The 18,787-nt window shown below is 68.0% G+C and carries 13 protein-coding genes and 1 pseudogene; 4 read left to right on the top strand and 10 right to left on the bottom strand.

Features of this window, described 5'->3' with window-relative positions:
* Positions 1-36: 36 nt before the first annotated feature.
* Positions 37-1,026: a hypothetical protein gene (locus tag KDB67_RS04850; protein ID WP_291013067.1), complete on the top strand. Its 990-nt coding sequence runs from the start codon at positions 37-39 to the stop codon at positions 1,024-1,026.
* Positions 1,019-2,335: an AarF/UbiB family protein gene (locus KDB67_RS04845; RefSeq protein ID WP_291013064.1), complete on the top strand. Its 1,317-nt coding sequence runs from the start codon at positions 1,019-1,021 to the stop codon at positions 2,333-2,335. The genes KDB67_RS04850 and KDB67_RS04845 overlap by 8 nt, the downstream gene beginning before the upstream one ends.
* A gap of 15 nt (positions 2,336-2,350) precedes the next feature.
* On the opposite strand, the gene KDB67_RS04840 is transcribed toward KDB67_RS04845, so the two are convergent.
* The 9 genes from KDB67_RS04840 to KDB67_RS04800 form a co-directional block, all read right to left on the bottom strand.
* Entirely contained in the window at positions 2,351-3,376 is a 1,026-nt protein-coding gene (locus KDB67_RS04840) for a polysaccharide deacetylase family protein (RefSeq protein ID WP_291013061.1), read from the bottom strand.
* Positions 3,377-3,385: 9 nt separating this feature from the next.
* Positions 3,386-4,186 (bottom strand): methyltransferase domain-containing protein, encoded by an 801-nt coding sequence (locus tag KDB67_RS04835; RefSeq protein ID WP_291013098.1) that lies wholly within the window; start codon positions 4,184-4,186, stop codon positions 3,386-3,388.
* A 307-nt stretch (positions 4,187-4,493) separates the two neighbouring features.
* Entirely contained in the window at positions 4,494-4,781 is a 288-nt protein-coding gene (locus KDB67_RS04830; protein WP_291013059.1) for a WhiB family transcriptional regulator, read from the bottom strand.
* 686 nt (positions 4,782-5,467) lie between these two features.
* Positions 5,468-7,543, bottom strand: a complete 2,076-nt coding sequence (locus KDB67_RS04825; protein ID WP_291013056.1) for an ATP-dependent DNA helicase UvrD2 — start codon at positions 7,541-7,543, stop codon at positions 5,468-5,470.
* A gap of 61 nt (positions 7,544-7,604) precedes the next feature.
* Positions 7,605-7,883: a mycoredoxin gene (locus tag KDB67_RS04820; RefSeq protein ID WP_291013054.1), complete on the bottom strand. Its 279-nt coding sequence runs from the start codon at positions 7,881-7,883 to the stop codon at positions 7,605-7,607.
* 75 nt (positions 7,884-7,958) lie between these two features.
* On the bottom strand, positions 7,959-8,915 hold the full coding sequence (gene nudC / locus KDB67_RS04815) for an NAD(+) diphosphatase (protein ID WP_291013052.1): 957 nt from the start codon (positions 8,913-8,915) through the stop codon (positions 7,959-7,961).
* Positions 8,908-9,987, bottom strand: a complete 1,080-nt coding sequence (locus KDB67_RS04810) for a potassium channel family protein (RefSeq protein ID WP_291013049.1) — start codon at positions 9,985-9,987, stop codon at positions 8,908-8,910. The genes nudC and KDB67_RS04810 overlap by 8 nt, the downstream gene beginning before the upstream one ends.
* Before the next feature lie 147 nt (positions 9,988-10,134).
* Positions 10,135-13,536 (bottom strand): ATP-dependent helicase, encoded by a 3,402-nt coding sequence (locus tag KDB67_RS04805; RefSeq protein ID WP_291013047.1) that lies wholly within the window; start codon positions 13,534-13,536, stop codon positions 10,135-10,137.
* 42 nt (positions 13,537-13,578) lie between these two features.
* The gene (locus tag KDB67_RS04800; RefSeq protein WP_291013045.1) at positions 13,579-17,271 is read right to left on the bottom strand and encodes an ATP-dependent DNA helicase; all 3,693 of its coding nucleotides are present in this window, start codon (positions 17,269-17,271) and stop codon (positions 13,579-13,581) included.
* 65 nt (positions 17,272-17,336) lie between these two features.
* Between KDB67_RS04800 and KDB67_RS04795 the strand changes: the two genes are divergently transcribed.
* Both KDB67_RS04795 and KDB67_RS04790 read left to right on the top strand, forming a co-directional pair.
* Positions 17,337-18,125, top strand: a complete 789-nt coding sequence (locus tag KDB67_RS04795; protein WP_291013042.1) for an alpha/beta fold hydrolase — start codon at positions 17,337-17,339, stop codon at positions 18,123-18,125.
* 4 nt (positions 18,126-18,129) lie between these two features.
* The gene (locus KDB67_RS04790) at positions 18,130-18,489 is read left to right on the top strand and encodes an MGMT family protein (RefSeq protein WP_291013040.1); all 360 of its coding nucleotides are present in this window, start codon (positions 18,130-18,132) and stop codon (positions 18,487-18,489) included.
* Positions 18,490-18,547: 58 nt separating this feature from the next.
* Here KDB67_RS04790 and KDB67_RS04785 read toward each other — a convergent pair.
* Positions 18,548-18,787, bottom strand: a pseudogene (locus tag KDB67_RS04785) (sirohydrochlorin chelatase); the annotation flags it as partial.

Below are 18,787 nucleotides of genomic sequence, written 5' to 3'. Positions count from 1 at the left end.
CGCGGCGACGGCGGATTCTGCTGGCACACTTGCCATATGAGCAGGGGGATCACCGCAGTCGCCGAACCGTCACCGACCGGACAACCCGGGCAGTTTCCCGCACTGGCACCGCACGTTCATGTCATCGCGTTGTCGCCCAACAGGATCCGTATCGGTTCCGGACCCACCGGCAGTCTGGAACTGATCGTGCGCGACGGCGTCGACGTCGAGAAGGTGTGCGCATTGCTCGGCTGGATGCGAGTGCGGCGGCGGCCTGACAATATCGTCCGGCGGGCCCGGAGAGCCGGGCTGGCCCGCCGCGACATCGTCCTCATCGGTCGTGCGCTCATCACATCCGGACTCGCAGAGTCCCCGGAGATCCCAGCCGCCCCGACGACGGACGCCGAGGGGTCCGGTCCGCGAACGATACGGGTGAGCATCGAGGGCCGCGGCGCTCTGACGACGCAGTTGCGGACGCACCTGCCGCGGGTGGGGATCGCGGTGACCGCACTCGACGACGCGAACCTGACGATTCTCGCCGATCACCTGGTCCCCGACCCACATGTCGTGGACGCCCTGATGCGCCGGGGCCGGGCACACCTGCAGGTGCGGATGCGCGAGGGCGTCGGCCTGATCGGCCCGCTCGTGCTGCCCGGCCGGACCAGTTGCCTGCGTTGCGCCGACCACCACCGCACGACTATCGAACCGCACTGGCCGCAGATCTCGACGGCGCTGGTCGGCCGCACTTCCGGCGCGGCGCTCGCCCAGATCCGGGCCACTGCGGCCCTGACCCAATGGCAGGTCGAGGAACTGGCCGGCGCACTGGCGGCCATCGACCGTGGCGAATCACCCACGCACCCGCAGCTCGTTGATCACGTCCTCGAGTTGCATCCGCGACCGACCCGGATCGAGCGGCGGCGTTGGCCGTCGCACCCGCTGTGCGGCTGCCGCACAACACCTCCAGATTGCCCCGATTACCAGGACCGGGAGCCATCGCGGTCGACTACTCTGGCACAGGTCCCGTGGGGAGAGGAAGTGCATGAGTGAGATCACCCGAGGGTCCGGCCGCCGGAACGCCAAACTGGCGGCCCTGCCCATCGGTATGGCCGGACGGGCTGCGGCGGGCCTGGGCAAGCGCATCGCGGGTAAGGACAAGGACGCCGTCAACCAGGAGTTGATGGAGAAGGCCGCCGAGCAGCTTTTCGCCGTTCTCGGCGAGCTCAAGGGTGGCGCCATGAAAGTCGGGCAGGCGCTGTCCATCATGGAGGCCGCCATCCCCGAGGAGTTCGGCGAACCGTTCCGCGAGGCGCTGACCAAGTTGCAGGCCGAGGCGCCACCGCTGCCGGCGGCAAAGGTGCACCGGGTCCTCGACCAACAGCTCGGCACCAAGTGGCGTGGGAGGTTCCGGGAGTTCTCCGACACCCCGGCCGCAGCGGCCAGCATCGGTCAGGTCCACAAGGCGATCTGGTCCGACGGCCGCGAGGTGGCGGTCAAGATCCAGTACCCGGGCGCCGACCATGCTCTGAAGGCCGACCTGAAAACCTTGTCCCGGATGACGGGCCTGATGCAGCGGATGTCGCCGGGCACCGATGTCAAGGCGATGATGGATGAGCTCATCGACCGCACCGAGGCCGAACTCGACTATCTCGGCGAGGCCGACAATCAGCGCGCGTTCGCCAAGGCGTACGCCGGCGACCCCGATTTCGTGATTCCCAAGGTGGTGGCCAGCGCACCGAAGGTGATCGTGTCCGAATGGATCGACGGTGTACCGCTTTCGCGCATCGTCGCCGCCGGCGATCAGGCCACCCGCAACGATGCGGCGGCCAAACTCGCCACCTTCGAATTCTCGTCGCCGGTGCGGGTGGGGTTGCTGCACGGAGACCCGCATCCCGGCAACTTCTTCCTCACCGACGACGGCCGGTTCGGGGTCCTCGACTTCGGTGCGGTGGGCCACTATCCGGACGGCCTGCCGCCCGTAGTCGGCCCGATTCTGCGGCTGGCCCGCGACAAGAAGTACGACGAGCTCAAGGAGTTGATGGTCCAGGCCGATTTCATCCGGGCCAGCCATGTCAACAAGGTAAGTGCCGCCGACATCGAGACCTATCTCAAGCCTTATGTCGACCCGCTGTATACCGAGTCGTTCCATTTCACCCGCAAGTGGTTGCAGCGTGCGGCCGGTAAGGCCACCGACGTCCGCGGCGATGTGTACAAGACGTCCCGGCACCTGAACGTGCCCAAGCAGTACGTGATGGTGTTCCGGGTACTTGCCGGCTGCGTGGGCATCGCCGCGCAGATGGATGCCGAGGCTCCCTACCGGGCGATCATGGAGAAGTGGGTGCCCGGGGTCGCCGACTGATTCCGTCCGGCCAGGTCAGGCCCGCAGCAGTCGGTGATCGTCGCGCAGCCAGCGGGCGAAGGCGTCGCCGTCGATGTCGAGTGCCTGCAGACGGGGCAGCGTGTGCCGGTCGTCGGTGACCGTCGCCGCCTCGGGCACGCTCGTGCAGGCGATGTCGACGCCGAGTTCGCGCGCGGCGGCGACAGCCGAATCGTCGAACCGGCCGAACGGGAACGAGAAGCAGGTGACCGGTCGGCCGGCGAGTTCCTCAATGCGTCGGTGCCCGCCGTGGATCTGCTCACGCTGACGACGCGGCGACAGGTCCGTCAGTGACAGATGGTCGAGGGTGTGACTGCCGACGGTGATCAGCGGATGCTGAACCAGGGCGTCGAACTCCTTGTCGTCCACCATGATTCGTTGCACTGATCCCGGTTGGCCAGACCAGGTGCGCAATTCGTCGACCGCCTGATCCTGCTGGTCCGGATCGAGTACGACGATCGCGTTCCAGAGCGCGACGAACAGGCGCTGCCGATCGGTGGTGACCGCGTCGGCATCGGCTCGCCAGCGTCCGTCCGCAGCCTCGCGGGCCGAGCTGTCGCCGATGGTGAACCGGTGACGATCGGCACCGAGAACGATCTCGAGTTCACCGGGCAATACCGCGGGGGCGAGGATTGCGCGTTCGAGCGCATCCCACCAGAACTCACGTGTCCGGCCCACGGCATTGCCGATCACGAAGATCGTCGCCGGTATCTCGTGGCGTTCCAGAATCGGTAGTGCCGCAACCACATTGTCGAGGTAGCCGTCGTCGAAGGTGACTGCGACCCGGGCATCGGACCGGCCGAAGACGTCGCCGCCGGAGAAGCTCACCGCGTCGACGGTGCCGCGGCATTGCGCCAGCACCTGCATCTGCTCGTCGAACATCTTGGGCGACACGCAGATCCCCCACGGGTCGAAGTCGGCATCGACGACGCGGTGGTACATCAAGATCCCGCCGCGGCGACGGTGTCGGCGCATACGCCTGCGGACCGCCGAACGGACCAGACCTGCGTCGAGGCGCGGCATTCAGGTGTCCTAGAGGTCTTTGTCGTCCGCACGCACGACGAGCTTGCGTGCGGCCACGGTGATGGTCACCGGATACTCGGGGTCATACACATCGAGCTCACCGGTTTTGAGATCCTTGTCCGCCAAACCGTGCAGAAATGCGGTCGCCGACAGAACGTTGCCGAACACCCGCACGTCGACCGCGTTCGGGTACTCGAAGGTCTCCTCGAACAGACGCTTGGCCGATGCCTCGCTCAGTGACCAGTACCAGGTGTCCCGCCAGGTGGGGTCGGCGATCTGTGTGATGCCGGGAACCGTACACAGCACCACCCCGCCCGGCTTGAGAATGCGATGCAGAGTGTCCACGACAGCCTTCATGTCGTAGATGACATGCAGGGTCTGGGTGATGATCACGCAGTCGAAGGTGTCGCTGGGGACATCGGGTGCATCGGAAAGGTCGGCGACGTAGGTGGCGCCCTCCACATCGTGGACGTGCAGCATATCCGACCGGGTCACGTCGTGACCGAATGCCTCGGTGTAGATCCGCTCACCGATCTCCAACACCCGGCCGGTGATGAGCGCGGACTGCCGTTCGAGGAAGTTCTCGATGTAGTAGCGGTCGATGGGTCGACCCCGATCGTAGCCGTAAGCCCGGCAGATCGGTTCGAGCCGCCGCAGGTCACCGAAGTTCACCCCGCCCACGCGCGGGCGCTGCTTGAGCCGGATCCAAGTGTTGAGGGCGCGTTCGTAGTTGCGCTCACCGAGCACCGACCGCGCGAAAGCAGTTCTCGTCGACTGCGTCTGCACCTGTGTCTCCGACTCTGCCGTCATTGTCGTCACGCCCCGATCTGATCGAACCCGCCGCCGCCGCACTCGTCGTGTGGTAGAGGCCTTTTGCTTAGGTAGGTAAACCTACCCTATGAACTCGCTATGAGCCTCCACCGGGTCACGACGCTTGGGTGTGTAGGCCGAACGGTAGTTTCGGTTACCCTGAGCTCCGCTTCGCGTCGGTCATAGCCTCGGCACTCCGCCGACCTGTCCCAATGCTCCGGAGTGACCACATGCGGTCCACAACGACAGGCAGGCCGCCCTCGCAAAGAGAGCGGCCCACCGGGCCGGGCTGCCTGACGGCCCGGCATCAGGCGACGGCGTTCTTGCGCGGCCGGCCGCGCGGACGCTTGCGCGCCACGACGGTGCCCCGCTCAAAGATCTCACCGCCCCACACACCCCAGGGCTCAGCGCGGTCGAGCGCCGCGCGCAGGCACTCGGCCTGGAGCGGGCACTGCGCGCACAGCGCCTTTGCCTGCTCCAGATCACGGGGGTCCTCGGCGAACCACAGGTCGGCGGCGGTCACCTGGCACGGCAGGTCGAGCGCGGGCTTGCGGTCCGCCCCGGTACACGACTCGAGTACGTACTCAATGGTCATGATCTTCTCCACATCTGGGTCTATAGCTGTCGGTCTTGTGGTGACTGACCCGCTGCCGCAGATGTGGTCTCCGAGCGTCCGGTCCTCCGAGGAGGGAAACGTTCTGAGGCTCCAATCAAAAAGGCCACGGGGTTCGTCTTCGCGATCCGCCCGTGGCCTGTGTGCCCGATCTCCCTACGTCAGGGAGTTCGGCAGAACACGGGGAATCGTTGCCTGGCTCGCACCATTGCGTCGATGCCGGTTTTTGCAATGCGCAGTGCGCCGACAGGTGCGATCGCCGCGGGTGCGGTCTTCGCCTTGCCGGACAGATCACACGCACGCCACGAACGATGCTGTTGTCCATATGCGTGTTGGGTGTGGTCTGTGATTGCTACGGTGCCGGTTGCCGGCGCTTGTTCAGCGCTTGCCGCCGGGGCCCGATACCCGGGACTCGACGCCCGATCGGCGACGATCCGATGCACGAACGACGGTGACAAGACCGCCGAATGAGCATCCGTCGCGCACGGTGCAGCGCCAGCGATGGCAACGAACTGATCGCTCAGTTGACCGTTCATTGGTCCGACACTCCTTTCCGTGCTAGATCGGGAGACTGCTGATCTCTTGTGCGAGCCCACCCGATGTGGAACGCAAGACACTCTCCCCGTGTCGTGCTGACCAGAGTAAAGGGCGATCGAAAACCGCACAACCTATTTTTGACCTGCGGTTTTCACGACGATCCCGACGATATCGTCGCCGTAGTCGGCGAGCTTCTTCTGGCCGATGCCGTGGATCTTGAGCAACTCCCGGGGGGTGGCCGGGGCCTGTTCGGCGATCGCGGTGAGCGTCTTGTCGCTCAGGACCGTGAAGCCCGGCACATCCCTGGCCTCGGCGACTTCGGTGCGCCACTGCTTGAGCGCGGCGAACAGTTCCTCGTCGAGGTCGGCCGGGCAACGTTCGCAGCGGCCGAGCAGGGCCGCCGCCGAGCCGACCAGGCGGGAGCCGCAGATCCGGCACGACGGGCCGCGGCGCACCGGGGCGGGGGCGGCGATCCGGGAGGCCGGCGAGGTGTCGGGAACGATGTCGTCGGTGACGAAGCGAGAGCGGCGGCGCGCTCGCCCGCCCTCGTTGCGGGCCAGCGCCCACGACACCTGCAGATGTTCGCGGGCACGGGTGACGCCGACGTAGAACAGGCGGCGTTCCTCCTCGATCGCGTCGAAACCGGCGTTGACGGCCTGTGAGATGGGCAACGAACCATCGGTGAGGCCGACGAGGAACACCGCGTCCCATTCCAGGCCCTTCGCCGCGTGCAGCGACGACAAGGTGACGCCCTGCACCGTGGGTGGGTGCCGGGCCTGCGCCCGTGCGGACAGTTCGGTGACTACATCGCGCAGCGTCAGGTCCGGCTGCGCGGCGGCCAGGTCGTCGACCAGCGCGGCCATCGCGCGCAGCGACTCCCAGCGGCCCCGCGCCTGCGCGCCCGACGGTTCCTCCGGCTCCAGGCCCAGCGGTGCGAGCACGGCACGGGTCAGCGTGGGCACGTCGGCATCGGGCGGCAGGTCGTCGCGACGGGCCGCCTCGGTGAGTCCACGCATCGCCTGCCGGACCTCGGTGCGGGTGAAGAACGACTCACCACCCCGTACCTGGTACGGGATTCCGGCCGCGGTCAGCGCCTGCTCGTGACTCTCCGACTGTGCGTTGATCCGGTACAGGATCGCGATCTCCGACGCCGGCACCCCCTGCTCGATGAGCGCGGCCACCTTCGTGGCGATCGCCACAGCCTCGGACGGCTCGTCCGGGTATTCGGCGAACACGGGTGCGGGACCGGCCGGACGCTGCCCGAGCAGCCGCAGCCGGGTACCGGCGATCCGGCCGCGCGCCTGCCCGATCACCCGGTTGGCCAGCTCGACGACCTGCGGCGTCGAACGATAGTCACGTTCGAGGCGGACCAGGGTGGCGTCACCGAATCGCCGCGTGAAGTCGAGTAGGTACGACGGAGTGGCGCCGGTGAACGAATAGATGGTCTGGTTGGCATCGCCCACCACCGTCAGATCGTCACGGGCGCCGAGCCATTCGTCGAGCAGTCCCTGCTGCACCGGGGTGACGTCCTGATACTCGTCGACGACGAAACACCGGTAGCGTTCGCGGAACTCCTCGGCCACCGCCCGTTCCGAGCGCAGGATCTCGGTGGTGTAGATCAGCAGATCATCGAAGTCGAGCAGCCGGTCACCGTCCTCGTTCACCTTCAGGCGTTCGTAACCGGCGAACACCTGCGCCACCTTGTCAGCGGGTTGCGGTGTCTCGCGGCCGATCTCGGCGACATGTTCGGCGTAGGCCGCCGGACCGATCAACGACGCCTTGGCCCATTCGATCTCCGCGGCCAGGTCACGGACCGACTCCTTCGACGTCGGCAGTCCCACGCGGTTGGCAGCGCGCGAGACCGCCTGAAACTTGTTGTCGAGCAACTCCCACCGCAGTTCGCCGAACACCTGCGGCCAGAAGTACCGCAGCTGACGCAGCGCGGCCGCGTGAAAGGTCTGCGCCTGCACCGAACCCACACCCAGCGTCCGCAACCGCCCGCGCATCTCCCCGGCCGCGCGGGCTGTGAAGGTGACCGCGAGGACCTGCCCGGGGTTGACCTGCCCGGAGGCGGTGAGATGTGCGATACGCCGGGTGATGGTCCGGGTTTTTCCGGTCCCCGCACCCGCCAGCACGCACATCGGCCCGCGCGGAGCGCGGACGGCGGCACGCTGCTCGGGATCGAGACCATCGAGGATGTCGGGCACGTCCCCCACTATCTCAGGGACGTACGACAGGCACTTCGCACACCCGTTCGCCGGACGAGGGTCAGACGCCGAGTTTGGCCTTGACGTCGGCAATCGACGGATTGGTCGCGGTGCTGCCGTCGGCGTAGCGGACGGTGGGCACCACATGATTGCCGCCGTTCACGCTGCCGACGAACTCGGCCGCATCCGGATTGACCTCGATGTCGATTTCCTGCCACTTGATACCGCTGGCCTTGAGCGCGGTCTTGAGCCGACGGCAGTACCCGCACCACGAGGTGGTGTACATCGTCAGTTCGCCGTCGTCGGAGGTACGCGTGTCGTCGTCGATCACATTGCTCATGAAGCCCATAACACCACAGGTCGGTCCGGTGTTCCGGCCATAGCGGTGTTCCGGACGGAGCGTCCGATCAGTGCTTCAAAGCGCCCAGGCCTCGATCATGGCACGGGCGATGGAGATCGAGCCGGGCAGCCGCAGCCTGGGCGCATCAGCACCGGCGGGTATCGCACCGTCGGCCCGCGACCAGCCGCCACCCGCGGCCAGCGCCTCGCGCACCTCGTCACGGTGGAACCAGATGGCGTCGCCGATCTCGCCGTCGAGAAAATTCAGCGGCTCCCCCGGGTCGCCGAGCGCCTCGAATCCGAGCATCAGCGATCGCGGGAACGGCCACGGCTGACTGCCCAGATAGCGCGGGTCGCGCACGGTGATGCCGACCTCCTCATGCACCTCCCGGATCACGCACTGCTCCAGCGACTCCCCCGGTTCGACGAAGCCGGCGAGCGTCGAATACCAGCCGTCCGGCCATACCGCCTGCCTGCCGAGCAGCACCCGGTCGGCGCCGTCGTGGACGACTGTGATGATCGCCGGATCGGTGCGCGGAAACTCGTCGGCCGCCGTCGCCTTGACCTGCCCGCCTCCCGCGGGCCGGCGCACCCAGCCGCCGCGCGCGGACGCGATCGGCACCCCGTCGGCGGGCGAGAATCGTGCGGTGGCATGCCAATTGAGGATTCCCAGCGCGGTCGCCAACAGACCGGCCTCGTCGGCACCGAGCAGTTCGGCACCGCGCCGTGGATCGGCGGTCGGCCCGTCGATATGGTCGACCCTGCGCGCCCACACGTGCCCGCCCGAATCGCCGAGAAAGACCGCGTCGGGACCGGGTTCGGCGCCGAGCGTCTGCGCGTCGACCCAGTGCAGCGTACCGTCGTCGGCGACCGGATAGCGTCCGGTGGAGTCGACCAGCAGCACCCGCGCCGACGGCCAGCCCGCCAGCAACGCGGCGGAATCGTCGCGGATCTCGTCGGCCCGGTCGAAGGTCGCCCGTGACAGCAGCGGCGGCTGCGGCAATGTGAAGCGCCTGGCTGCGGACTCAGTCATCGGATGGGCCTCCCTGCCGCACGTACAGCAGGCGATCGCCCACCTCGATCTGTTCCACCTTGCTGTTGTCGACGCGGTAGAGCACACCTTCGCGGACGACGCCGAGCACGATGTCCTTGGTGTGCTTGGGCGAGCCGCCCGTCTCGGTCGGATCCACCTCACGTTCGGCGATCGAATATCCCTCGTCCGGGGTCAGCAGGTCCTCGATCACCTCCACGACCGTCGGCGTCTTGGTGGCGATGCCCAGCAGCCGGCCCGCCGTCTCCGACGACACGACAACGGAATTGGCCCCCGACTGCCGCATCAGATGCTGGTTCTCGGCCTCGCGGATAGAGGCGACGATCTTGGCGCGCGGGTTGATCTCGCGGGCGGTCAGCGTCGCCAGCACGGCCGTGTCGTCGCGGTTGGTGGCCACGACGATCGCGGCGGCGTGCGCGACCCCCGCCAGCCGCAGCACATCGGACTTGGTGGCGTCGCCGCGCACCGTCACCAGACCGTCCTGCGCGGCTGCCTCCAGTGCGGCTGCGTCGCCGTCGACGACCACGATCTCCGACGGCTTTATGCCGTCGCCGATCATCGCCTCGACGGCCGTGCGGCCCTTGGTGCCGTAACCGATCACCACCGTGTGGTTGCGCACGCTGTTCCTCCATCGCTGAATCTTCAGGGCCTGTCGCGACCGTTCGGTGAGCACCTCGAGTGTCGTTCCGATCAGCACGATCAGGAACAGCACCCGCATCGGCGTGATGATCAGGATGTTCACCAGCCGCGCCTGCGGTGAGAGCGGCGTGATATCACCGTATCCGGTGGTCGACAGGGTGACCGCCGAGTAGTAGAGCGAATCGAGAAACGACAGTGGGTTGCCCTGCGCGTCGCGATAGCCTTCACGGTCGATGTACACGATTACGGCTGTGAAGAACAACGCGACGACCGCGAACACCACGCGCTTGCCGATGGCCCGCCACGGGCTGGCCTGCAGCTCGGGAATGCTGATGACACCGACGAGCGCGTAGTCGGGGCCCTCCGACAGCTGGTCCGAACGCAGCCGGTTCCGGATTCGGCTACGGACGGCCACAACGGCGCCCGACGGTCAGGAGCGAGTCCTCCCGGGGCGCGAACGGCCCCCGGTCGTGCGTCGCCCGCGGTCTATGCCTCACAAGACCTTGAATCTAGTACCCTCCGGCGGTTTCGCAAGCAGGCCGGGCGCGACTGGCTGCCCTGGCTACTTGGCCAGCAGCGCGGCCAGCGCATCCCGGTCCGGCAGATCGTCGGGTTCGAGCGTTTCACCCGACCGCACGTAGTGGAACGCGGCCCGCACCTTCTCGACCGGCACCCCGGCCAGCTGCGCCCACGCGATGCGGTAGGCCGCGAGCTGCACGATCAGCGATGTCCGTTTCGCTGGTTCCGGCACCGCCCCGGTCTTCCAGTCCACCACCAGCCAGCGCCCCTCGGATTCGGCGAACACCGCGTCGATGCGGCCGCGGATCACCGTCGCGCCGATGACGGTCTCGAACGGCACCTCCACCTCGCTCGGTGTGCGCTGGGCCCACCGCGACGACAGGAACCGATCACGCAGCGCGTCGAGGTCGGCGTCCGGGCTCGCGGTGGCGTCGGCGGCGCCGGGCAACTCATCGATGTCCAGCAGCCTGGTGGCACCGAACCAGCGTTCCACCCAGGCGTGGAAGGCGGTACCGCGCCGGGCGGTCGGATTCGGCGGGAACGGGGTCGGCCGGCGCAGTCGCTGGGCGAAGGTCTGCTCGTCGGTGTCAAGCTCGACGAGCTGACTCACCGACAGATGTGCCGGCAGTTCGACCTCGATGAGTGCCTGGTTGGCGCCGCGCAGTTCGGCGAGCAACGCATCCGCTTCGGCGCGCCAGGCCGCGATCTCCGGGTCATCCAGGTCAGGAACGACCTGGATGGGTTCGGCCGGTTTCCGTTTTCTGTTGCCACGCTTGGCTGTTCGCGGAAGGCTGGGGGGCGAGTCGAACAGGCCGGATGCCTCCCGGTGATCAAGCGCGACGAGTACCTTGTCGGCGGCGGCCCGCATCACATCTCGTCGTCCGTCGAGCGGATCGTGCGGCCACGGTCGGGAGGTGTCCAGTTCGGCCAGCGGGTTGGTTGCACCGTCGTCGGGCGCGTCTGCGATCGGATCCGCATGCAGCCCTTCGGAATCAGCCGAAGGATCGGTCAGCGCCGAGCGGGTGATCTCGAGGAGCTCGTCGAAGAACACCGACGGCCCGCGCGGCTTCTCATCACCCTCGGACCAGTGGTGCGCGGACACCAGCAGCTCGTCCTTGGCCCGAGTCAGCGCCACGTACAGCAGCCTGCGGTCCTCCTCCAGGCGACGCTCCTTGATCGCGTCCTTGTGTTCGGTGAGGATGCTCTCCAGTTCTTTCCGGTCACCCGCGCCCGACACATCGCACCGTGGAAACCCTTCTGATGCAGAATCTTTCGGGTGCGCATCGGCCAGGTCGCCGCGCAGCTCCGCCGGCAGTTCCCGCGCGCTGCCCAGCCACGTCGAATCGGCCTTACCACCCGGGAAGATCCGCTCGCACAGGTGTACCACCGCCACCACATCCCATTCGAGCCCTTTGGCGGCGTGCACGGTCAGGATCTGTACCCGATGCTCGGCAACCTCCACATGCCCTGGCTCCAAACCCTTTTCGATGGATTGGGCCGCTTCCAGAAACGACAGCAGACCGGGAAGGTTGGCGCCGGGACGGTCGGCGAACCGCGAGACGTATTCGGCGAATGCGTCGAGTTGCTCACGGCCGGTGACGATTCCGCGCATCCGCCGGGCCTGGATCTGCGCCTCCACCGATACCCCGGTCGCGATCTCGACGTCGGCCACCAGTTCCGTCAGCGGCTGACCGATCCTGCGGCGCAACGACTCCAATTGCCCACCGAACGCCCGGATCCGGGCGAAGCCGTCCGGGCTGTAGCGCTCCGGGGCACCCGGGTCCACCAGCGCGTCACCGATCCCGGCCTGATCGATCATGTCGGTGGGCAGCACCGCATCCAGCGCTTTGTCGAGTTCCTCGCGACTGTCCACCGCACCCGACGACCCGTAGCCGGCGGCCACCGCGAGTTCCCGGGCACGGCGCCACAGCGCGTCGATGTCCTTGGCGCCCAACTGCCAACGCGGACCGGTCAACAGCCGCATCGCCGCCGACCCGGCAAGCGGATCGGCCACCAGCCGCAGCATCGCGACGATGTCGGCGACCTCCGGAACATGCAGCAGCCCACCGATACCCACCACTTCCGCGGGGATACCGCGGGCGGCGAGCGCGGCGGCCAGCGGCGCCGAATCCTCGTTGCGGCGCACCAGAATCGCGGCCGTCGGCGGTGCCTGCCCGGCCTGTTCCGCCGCCCGGTACCGGTCCTCGATGCGGTCGGCCACCCACTCGCGTTCGTCGACGACGTTGTCGCACAAAGCCAGTCGCGCGACCCCGGCGGGCGCGCCGTCCCGGGGGCGCAGCACGCTCACCGGAATACCTCTGCGGCGCAACTCCTCCGACGTCTCGTTGGCCAGCTTCAGGGCGGTCCGGCTGTTACGCCAGCTCGTCAGCAATTCCAGCCGCCGCGCCTCCGAGCCGTCCGACCATCGGAAGTCCCTGGTGAACCGGGGCAGATTGGCGGCCGATGCGCCGCGCCAACCGTAGATCGACTGGATCGGATCACCCACCGCGGTGACCGCGACCGACGCCGCCGCACGTTCTGTGCGACGGCCGAACAACGAGGACAACAGGATTCGCTGCGAATGTCCGGTGTCTTGGTACTCATCGAGCAGCACCGCCCGCACCGACGCCCGTTCGGAGTCGGCGACCTCCGGATGTCCGGACACCAGCCGCGCCGCCATCGACATCTGCGACCCGAAATCCAGTGCCGACTGCCTGCGCATCTCGTCGCCCAGCGCCACTACCAGCGGCACCAGTTGCCGGCGCTCGTCGATCACCGTCTGGATCTTGCGCAGCGCCTGACTCGGCTCGGCGCGCTGACGCGGCCCCTTCGGGAGGGTGTCGATCAGCCCGTACAGGGTGTCGCCGGCGGTCTCCAGCGCCGACACGTCCACCAGGTGTTCGGCCAGTTCCGAATACAGCGACAGCACCGCCTCGGTCACCGACGCCGGGGTCTTGTCGGTGACGAGCTCACCCGTCCAGTTCGACACCACCGAGAACGCCAACTGCCACAGTTCGGTCTCCGACAACAGCGTCGAGGACGGTTCCACCGGCAACAACAGTCCGTAGTCGGCGATCAGCCTGCCCGCATACGCGTGATAGGTGCTCACCTCGGGGTCGGAGCTGCGCAACCGGGCCGCCAGCGTGCCACCGGGATCCCAGGTGCGCAACGCCGGCGACCCGGCCAGCATCGACAATCTGCGCCGGATCCGCGCCCCCAGCTCACTGGCCGCCTTGCGGGTGAACGTCAGACCAAGAATCTCCTCCGGACCGGCCAGCTGATTGGCCACCAGCCACACCACCCGCGAGGCCATCGTCTCCGTTTTGCCCGCACCCGCTCCCGCCACCACCAGCACCGGTTCCATCGGTGCCTCGATGACGGCGACCTGCTCGTCCGTCGGCGACGGCAGGCCGAGAGCGGCGGCCAATGACTTCGCGCTTATCATCGGCCCACTCCGTTTTCGAGTGCCGCGGACAGCGACTTCGCGCTAATCATCCAGGACCGTCCTGCCCTGGAGATGGGCGGGACAACTGGTGGTAACCGGGCAGTGCGGGCAGCCCGGATTGGGGGTGGCGGCGTACCCGGGGCCGATCGACGCGCGGGCGGCCTTGCGTATCAACGTGATCCATTCACCCATCGTCGCGGCATCGGGTGGGTCCTGGACACGTTCGGCAGCACCGGTGCTGCGATTCTCGGTGGACACGTACACCAGCCGTCCCCCACCGGTCTCACCCCCTGCGCTGTTGTCACCGCCGGCACCGGGGATGCCGCCGAGTTTGAGTGCCACCTGATACGTGGCGAGCTGAGCATGATCCTGTGCGTCGGCCTTGGAGATCGGGGTCTTGCCGGTCTTCACGTCGATCACCACCGGCCGGTCCTTGTGGTCGAGTTCGAGTCTGTCGATACGGCCGCGGAGCTTCACCGCGGGATCGTCGCGATCGCCGTTCTCCCCCGCGCCGCTCTCCCCGTCACTGTTCTCCGGCGGCAGGACGGCGTCGATGTCGGCCTCCACCCCGAACTCGGTGAGATCGGTTCGTGAAACCCGCAGCCACTCACGAAAATTGACGAGCATAGCCTCGGCACGTTCGAGTTCGCGCCGAGAGAACCACGCCGCGCCCGTATCGACCCGATCCCATACCTCCCGCAGCGCGGCGGTGACCTCGGCCGGGTCGATCTTTCCCGCGGTGGCCTGCACCAACGTGTGCACCAGTGTTCCGGTGACCGCGGGCGCCTGATCGCCGTCCCGGCCGCCGTGGCGTTCGAGCAGCCACCGCAGTGAGCACAGCGACAGGGTTTCGGTCGTCGACGGCGACAACACCACCGGACCGTTCTCGGGTGACCATAGCGCGACGTCGGTGCTCGGGCCGGCCAGTCCGTACCAGTCCCGCGGATGGGCCCCCGGGACGTCGGCGTCGGCGAGTTCGGCCAGCAATGCCGCCGCCGCATCGGCCCGCCGTACCGTATCTAGTTGGGCACCTTCGGTTTCCGTGACGATAGCGCTGCGCAGCGTGGCCACCAGCGACGGCAGCGAAAGCACCCGCTCGACACCCGGATCGAGAGGGATGTCCGCTGTCGGAATCTCATCACCCGGAAGATCGGACGCGTCACCGAGACCGAGTGAATCGGCGATCTCCAGCAGGAACCGGGACGGCGTCGACGTGTCGCCGTCGTCGACGGCCGAGATCATCAGGGTGCGCCGCGCCCGGCTACATGCCACCAGCAGCAGCCTGCGTTCGTCGGCCAGCGCCACCGACCCGCGGGCCAGGGTGTCGACAGCGTCGGGGTGCACGCCGTCGAGCAGGTCGACGAGCGGCCCGGTGGCCAGGACGCTGCCCCGGCTGCGCAACGACGGCCACAGCCCGTCGGCGACGCCGGCGACAGCGACGACCTCCCATTCGCGGCCCACCGCGGCATGCGCCGAGATCACCGCCACCGACTCGGCGGTGACGCGCTGGGTACGGCTGTCGCCGGGAATCTGCAGCTGCGTCAGGTAGTGGACGAAGGCGGCCGGGCCCGCGGTGGGCAGATTGTCGGTGAACGTTCCGGCCGCCTCGAACATCGCGATCACGGCGTCCAGATCGCGGTCGGCCTGCTCGCCGATCGGACCACCACGTAATGCCGTTGCCGCCCAGCGCCTGTCGTGTCCGGTTGCCTGCCAGGACGCCCACAGTATGAGTTCCAGATCCCGCCCCGCGTCATGTGCCTTCGACCCCGCGCCGACGACCTTCCGGACCCGGTTCAGCGGTGCGAGTTCGGTGTCGGACAAGGCTTTCGCATAGCGATCGGCGACAGCGTCGTCGAGAATCGCCGCGCGCAACGACACCAGGGAATCAGGCGTGTCCCCGTCTGGCGCGACCTCCGCCGGATGTGCCTCGTCGTAACGCCGGATTCCTCGCCGCAGCCTGCGCATCGCCCCCGGATCGGCACCACCGATCACCCCGGTGATCAGGTCGACGGTGTGGTCGATCCCGAACAACTCAGGGTCCCCCGGATCGTCGCGTGCGGCGACGGCCCGCAGTACCAGTAGCAGCCCGAGAACCGCACGCTGACGGTGGAGCGGAAGATCGGAGGTCTGAGTGAGCAGCGGTACCCCCGCGGACCGGAATGCCCGTCGCAACGCCGGCAACGACAGCGACACCGACCGCACGATCACCGCCATCTGAGACCACGGCACCCCCTCGAACAGATGCGCCCGGCGCAGCAGATCGGCGACGGCGGTGGCTTCCTTTGCCGCCGAACTGAATACCCGCACCGAGGCCGAAGCCTTCGATGGGGTTGCGTCAGGTGCCTCGAGTCGCCGGACCCTTCGTGACCCTCGCTCCTGCGTCGCTTCGGCCTCAGGGATCAAGATGTCTGGTCGCGCTTCCGTGACTTCGCCCTCGTCCACACCCCTCGACCCCTGACGAACCACAGCACCAGCAGAGGCATCCACACCCCTCGACCCCTGACGAACCACAGCACCAGCGGAGGCATCCACACCTCTTGATCCCTGAGGAGCCGGAGCGCTAGCGGAGGCGTCTCGAAGGGTCCGGTGAGCCCCGGCTCCCAACGGTTCAGGGTATGGGTGGGGGCGGGCGCCGGGCAGACGACGGGCCAGGAGGCGGCCGACGTGGTTGACCTCGGGACGCGACCGCATGTCGTCGGTGAGGACGACGTCGTGGTCACTGCCCGGTTCGGCGAGTCCGTCGGCGAAAACCGGACTGGCGCCGCGGAATCCGAATACCGACTGATCGGTGTCGGCGGTGATGATCGTGGATGCGGTGCCGGTACCGACCAGTTTGAGCAGGTACGCGGCCTGCGGGTCGAGGTGCTGGGCGTCGTCGACGATGAGGTGCCGGATGCGGCGCCGCTGTGCGGTGAGCAGGTCCGGGTCGGTGGCGAACGCCGACAGCGCCGACCCGACGAGTTCCGCGGCGTCAACGGCCGGCGCGGACGCACCCGGGGTCGACAGACCGACGCTCCCGCGCAACAGCATCGTCTGCTCGTACTGCTCGTATGCCCGTCCGGCGGCCACCCACTCGGGACGTTTGTGCTTGCGCCCCAACGCCATAAGCTCGTCGGGGCCCGCCCCACGTTCTGCGGCCCGCATCAGCAGATCCCGCAACGCCTGGGCAAAACCGTCGGTCCCCAGCGCCGGCCGCAGATGCTTGGGCCAGTAGTCGGCGCCGTCCTCGATATCGCCGGCAAGCAGCTCACGCAGGACGACGTCCTGTTCGGACCCGGTGATGAGCCGGGGCGGCGGATTGCCGTGCGCAGCGGCCTGAAGGCGCAGGATCGCGAACGCATACGAGTGCACCGTCCGCACCAGCGGTTCCCGCAACGCACCCCCGAACCCGTCGATACGGGCAAGCACCCTCCGCGTGATCTCCTCCCGCAACGCGATCGACGCCCGCCGACTGGGCGCGATCACCAGCACCGACTCCGGATCGACACCCGCTGTGGACAGCCGGGCGACGGCGGCGTCGACAACCAGCGCCGTCTTCCCGGTCCCGGGTCCGCCATGCACCCGATACGGCCGCCACGCCCGCGCGTCGGGCGATCGCTGCACGTCGTCGATGACCTTGCGCACCTGCGACGGCCACTCCCGCTCAATGCCCGCCGCACCGTGCGCGGCAACCAGCCGGGCGCGCAGAGCCGTACCCCGCACAGGCTGATTGCGTGGTTCTGGCCGTCGGGACATGATCCCTATGCAATCACGAGGTACCGACACCGCATCGCGCCCGGTTCCCGACGATAATGGCGCGCATGACGTTGTTCACCCACACTTTCGGCCCGGCCCGCAACGACTTGCCCGCCGGCACTCCCACGGTTCTGGCGATTCACGGGCTGACCGGGCACGGTAACCGCTGGCGGTTCCTGGCTGCCGACCTGCCGGAGGTCCGCTTCCTCGCGCCGGATCTGCGCGGGCACGGACAGTCGCCGTGGACGCCACCGTGGTCGTTCGACACCAACCTCGACGGACTCGAAGATGTTGTGGCAACTGAGAATCCGTCCGAACTTGTCATTGTGGGGCATTCGTTCGGCGGCGCGCTGGCGATGCGTCTGGCGCACCGGCTCGCATCGTCGGCGGTGCGGGTGCGCGCGGTCATCGCGCTCGACCCGGCCCAGGGACTCGACCCGCAACGGGCGCTGGAGGTGGCCACGCTGGGTCTGGAACATTGGGATTACGCCGATGCCGATGCCGCACGGTCGGCCAAGCGTGCGGAGGGCTGGGCGCTGGTACCCGACCACATCCTCGATTACGAGATCGCGACCCATCTGGTGCCGAATGCCGCCGGGCGGGTGCAGTGGCGGGTCAGCGCGCCCGCCGCGGCGACGGCATGGAGCGAGATGGCCCGCCCCGCCGTCACCCCGCCTGCGGGAATCCCGACGACGATCGTCGTCGCCGACCGCGTCGATCCTCCGTTCATCAGCGAGCAATTCATCGCCGACTGCGGCCCGGATGTGACTGTGCTGCACGCCGATTGCGAACACATGGTGCCGTTCCTGGAACCGGAGCTGGTGGCCGGCCTGATCCGCAAGGCGATCGGATAGGGCGATGGCGACGGTTTCCGACGACGAGATCGAAGCGGTCCGGGCGCTGGTCGCCGCGATCCCCGAGGGCCAGGTCACCACGTACGGTGACCTCGCCACCGCCGTCGGCCTGTCGTCCCCGCGGATCGTCGGCTGGATCATGCGCACCGACTCCGCCGACCTCCCCTGGCACCGGGTGGTCCCCGCAAATGGCCGCCCCGCCGCCCACCTGGAGACCCGTCAACTCGATCGCCTCCGTGAGGAGGGCGTCCCCATCACCGACGGCCGCATCCACATGAGCGACTGCCGCTGGCTGCCGGCAATCGACGCACCGCGGTCCGTGACCGACGTCAAAGGATTCTTCGGATCGGAGGAGGCGACGTGAACGACCCGAAACTCCGCAATTTGTGTCGCTCAGCGCGACAAAACGCGGAGTATCAGCTTCAGCGCCAGGTGACGGCGGCGGGGCGGCGGTAGGGGCTGACGGCGGCGCGCATGCGGGTGACGATGAGGTCGCAGATGCGGGGGTCGGCACCGAGGGGTTCGGCGACGGCGCCGACGTCCATCGAGAAAAGGCGGGAGTGGAACAGGCCCGGCGCCAGCAGGTAGCTGGCGACCACGAGCTTTCCGCCCCGGCGCAGCCGTCGACGTGCCCGTGAAATGGCTTGCGGCACCGTCGGTTC

It is taken from the genome of Gordonia sp. (in: high G+C Gram-positive bacteria), assembly GCF_020438995.1.
In the GTDB taxonomy this organism is placed as follows: Bacteria; Actinomycetota; Actinomycetes; order Mycobacteriales; family Mycobacteriaceae; genus Gordonia.
This window is presented reverse-complemented; position numbering and strand designations above follow the sequence as displayed.

Bases quoted from the DNA above. Each gene is read 5' to 3' on its own strand.
- KDB67_RS04800 (WP_291013045.1), bottom strand. From the start codon at position 17,271: ATGTCCCGACGGCCAGAACCACGCAATCAGCCTGTGCGGGGTACGGCT.
- nudC (WP_291013052.1), bottom strand. From the start codon at position 8,915: ATGACTGAGTCCGCAGCCAGGCGCTTCACATTGCCGCAGCCGCCGCTG.
- KDB67_RS04820 (WP_291013054.1), bottom strand. From the start codon at position 7,883: ATGAGCAATGTGATCGACGACGACACGCGTACCTCCGACGACGGCGAA.
- KDB67_RS04790 (WP_291013040.1), top strand. From the start codon at position 18,130: ATGGCGACGGTTTCCGACGACGAGATCGAAGCGGTCCGGGCGCTGGTC.
- KDB67_RS04835 (WP_291013098.1), bottom strand. From the start codon at position 4,186: ATGACGGCAGAGTCGGAGACACAGGTGCAGACGCAGTCGACGAGAACT.
- KDB67_RS04830 (WP_291013059.1), bottom strand. From the start codon at position 4,781: ATGACCATTGAGTACGTACTCGAGTCGTGTACCGGGGCGGACCGCAAG.
- KDB67_RS04805 (WP_291013047.1), bottom strand. From the start codon at position 13,536: ATGATAAGCGCGAAGTCATTGGCCGCCGCTCTCGGCCTGCCGTCGCCG.
- KDB67_RS04795 (WP_291013042.1), top strand. From the start codon at position 17,337: ATGACGTTGTTCACCCACACTTTCGGCCCGGCCCGCAACGACTTGCCC.
- KDB67_RS04850 (WP_291013067.1), top strand. From the start codon at position 37: ATGAGCAGGGGGATCACCGCAGTCGCCGAACCGTCACCGACCGGACAA.
- KDB67_RS04845 (WP_291013064.1), top strand. From the start codon at position 1,019: ATGAGTGAGATCACCCGAGGGTCCGGCCGCCGGAACGCCAAACTGGCG.
- KDB67_RS04840 (WP_291013061.1), bottom strand. From the start codon at position 3,376: ATGCCGCGCCTCGACGCAGGTCTGGTCCGTTCGGCGGTCCGCAGGCGT.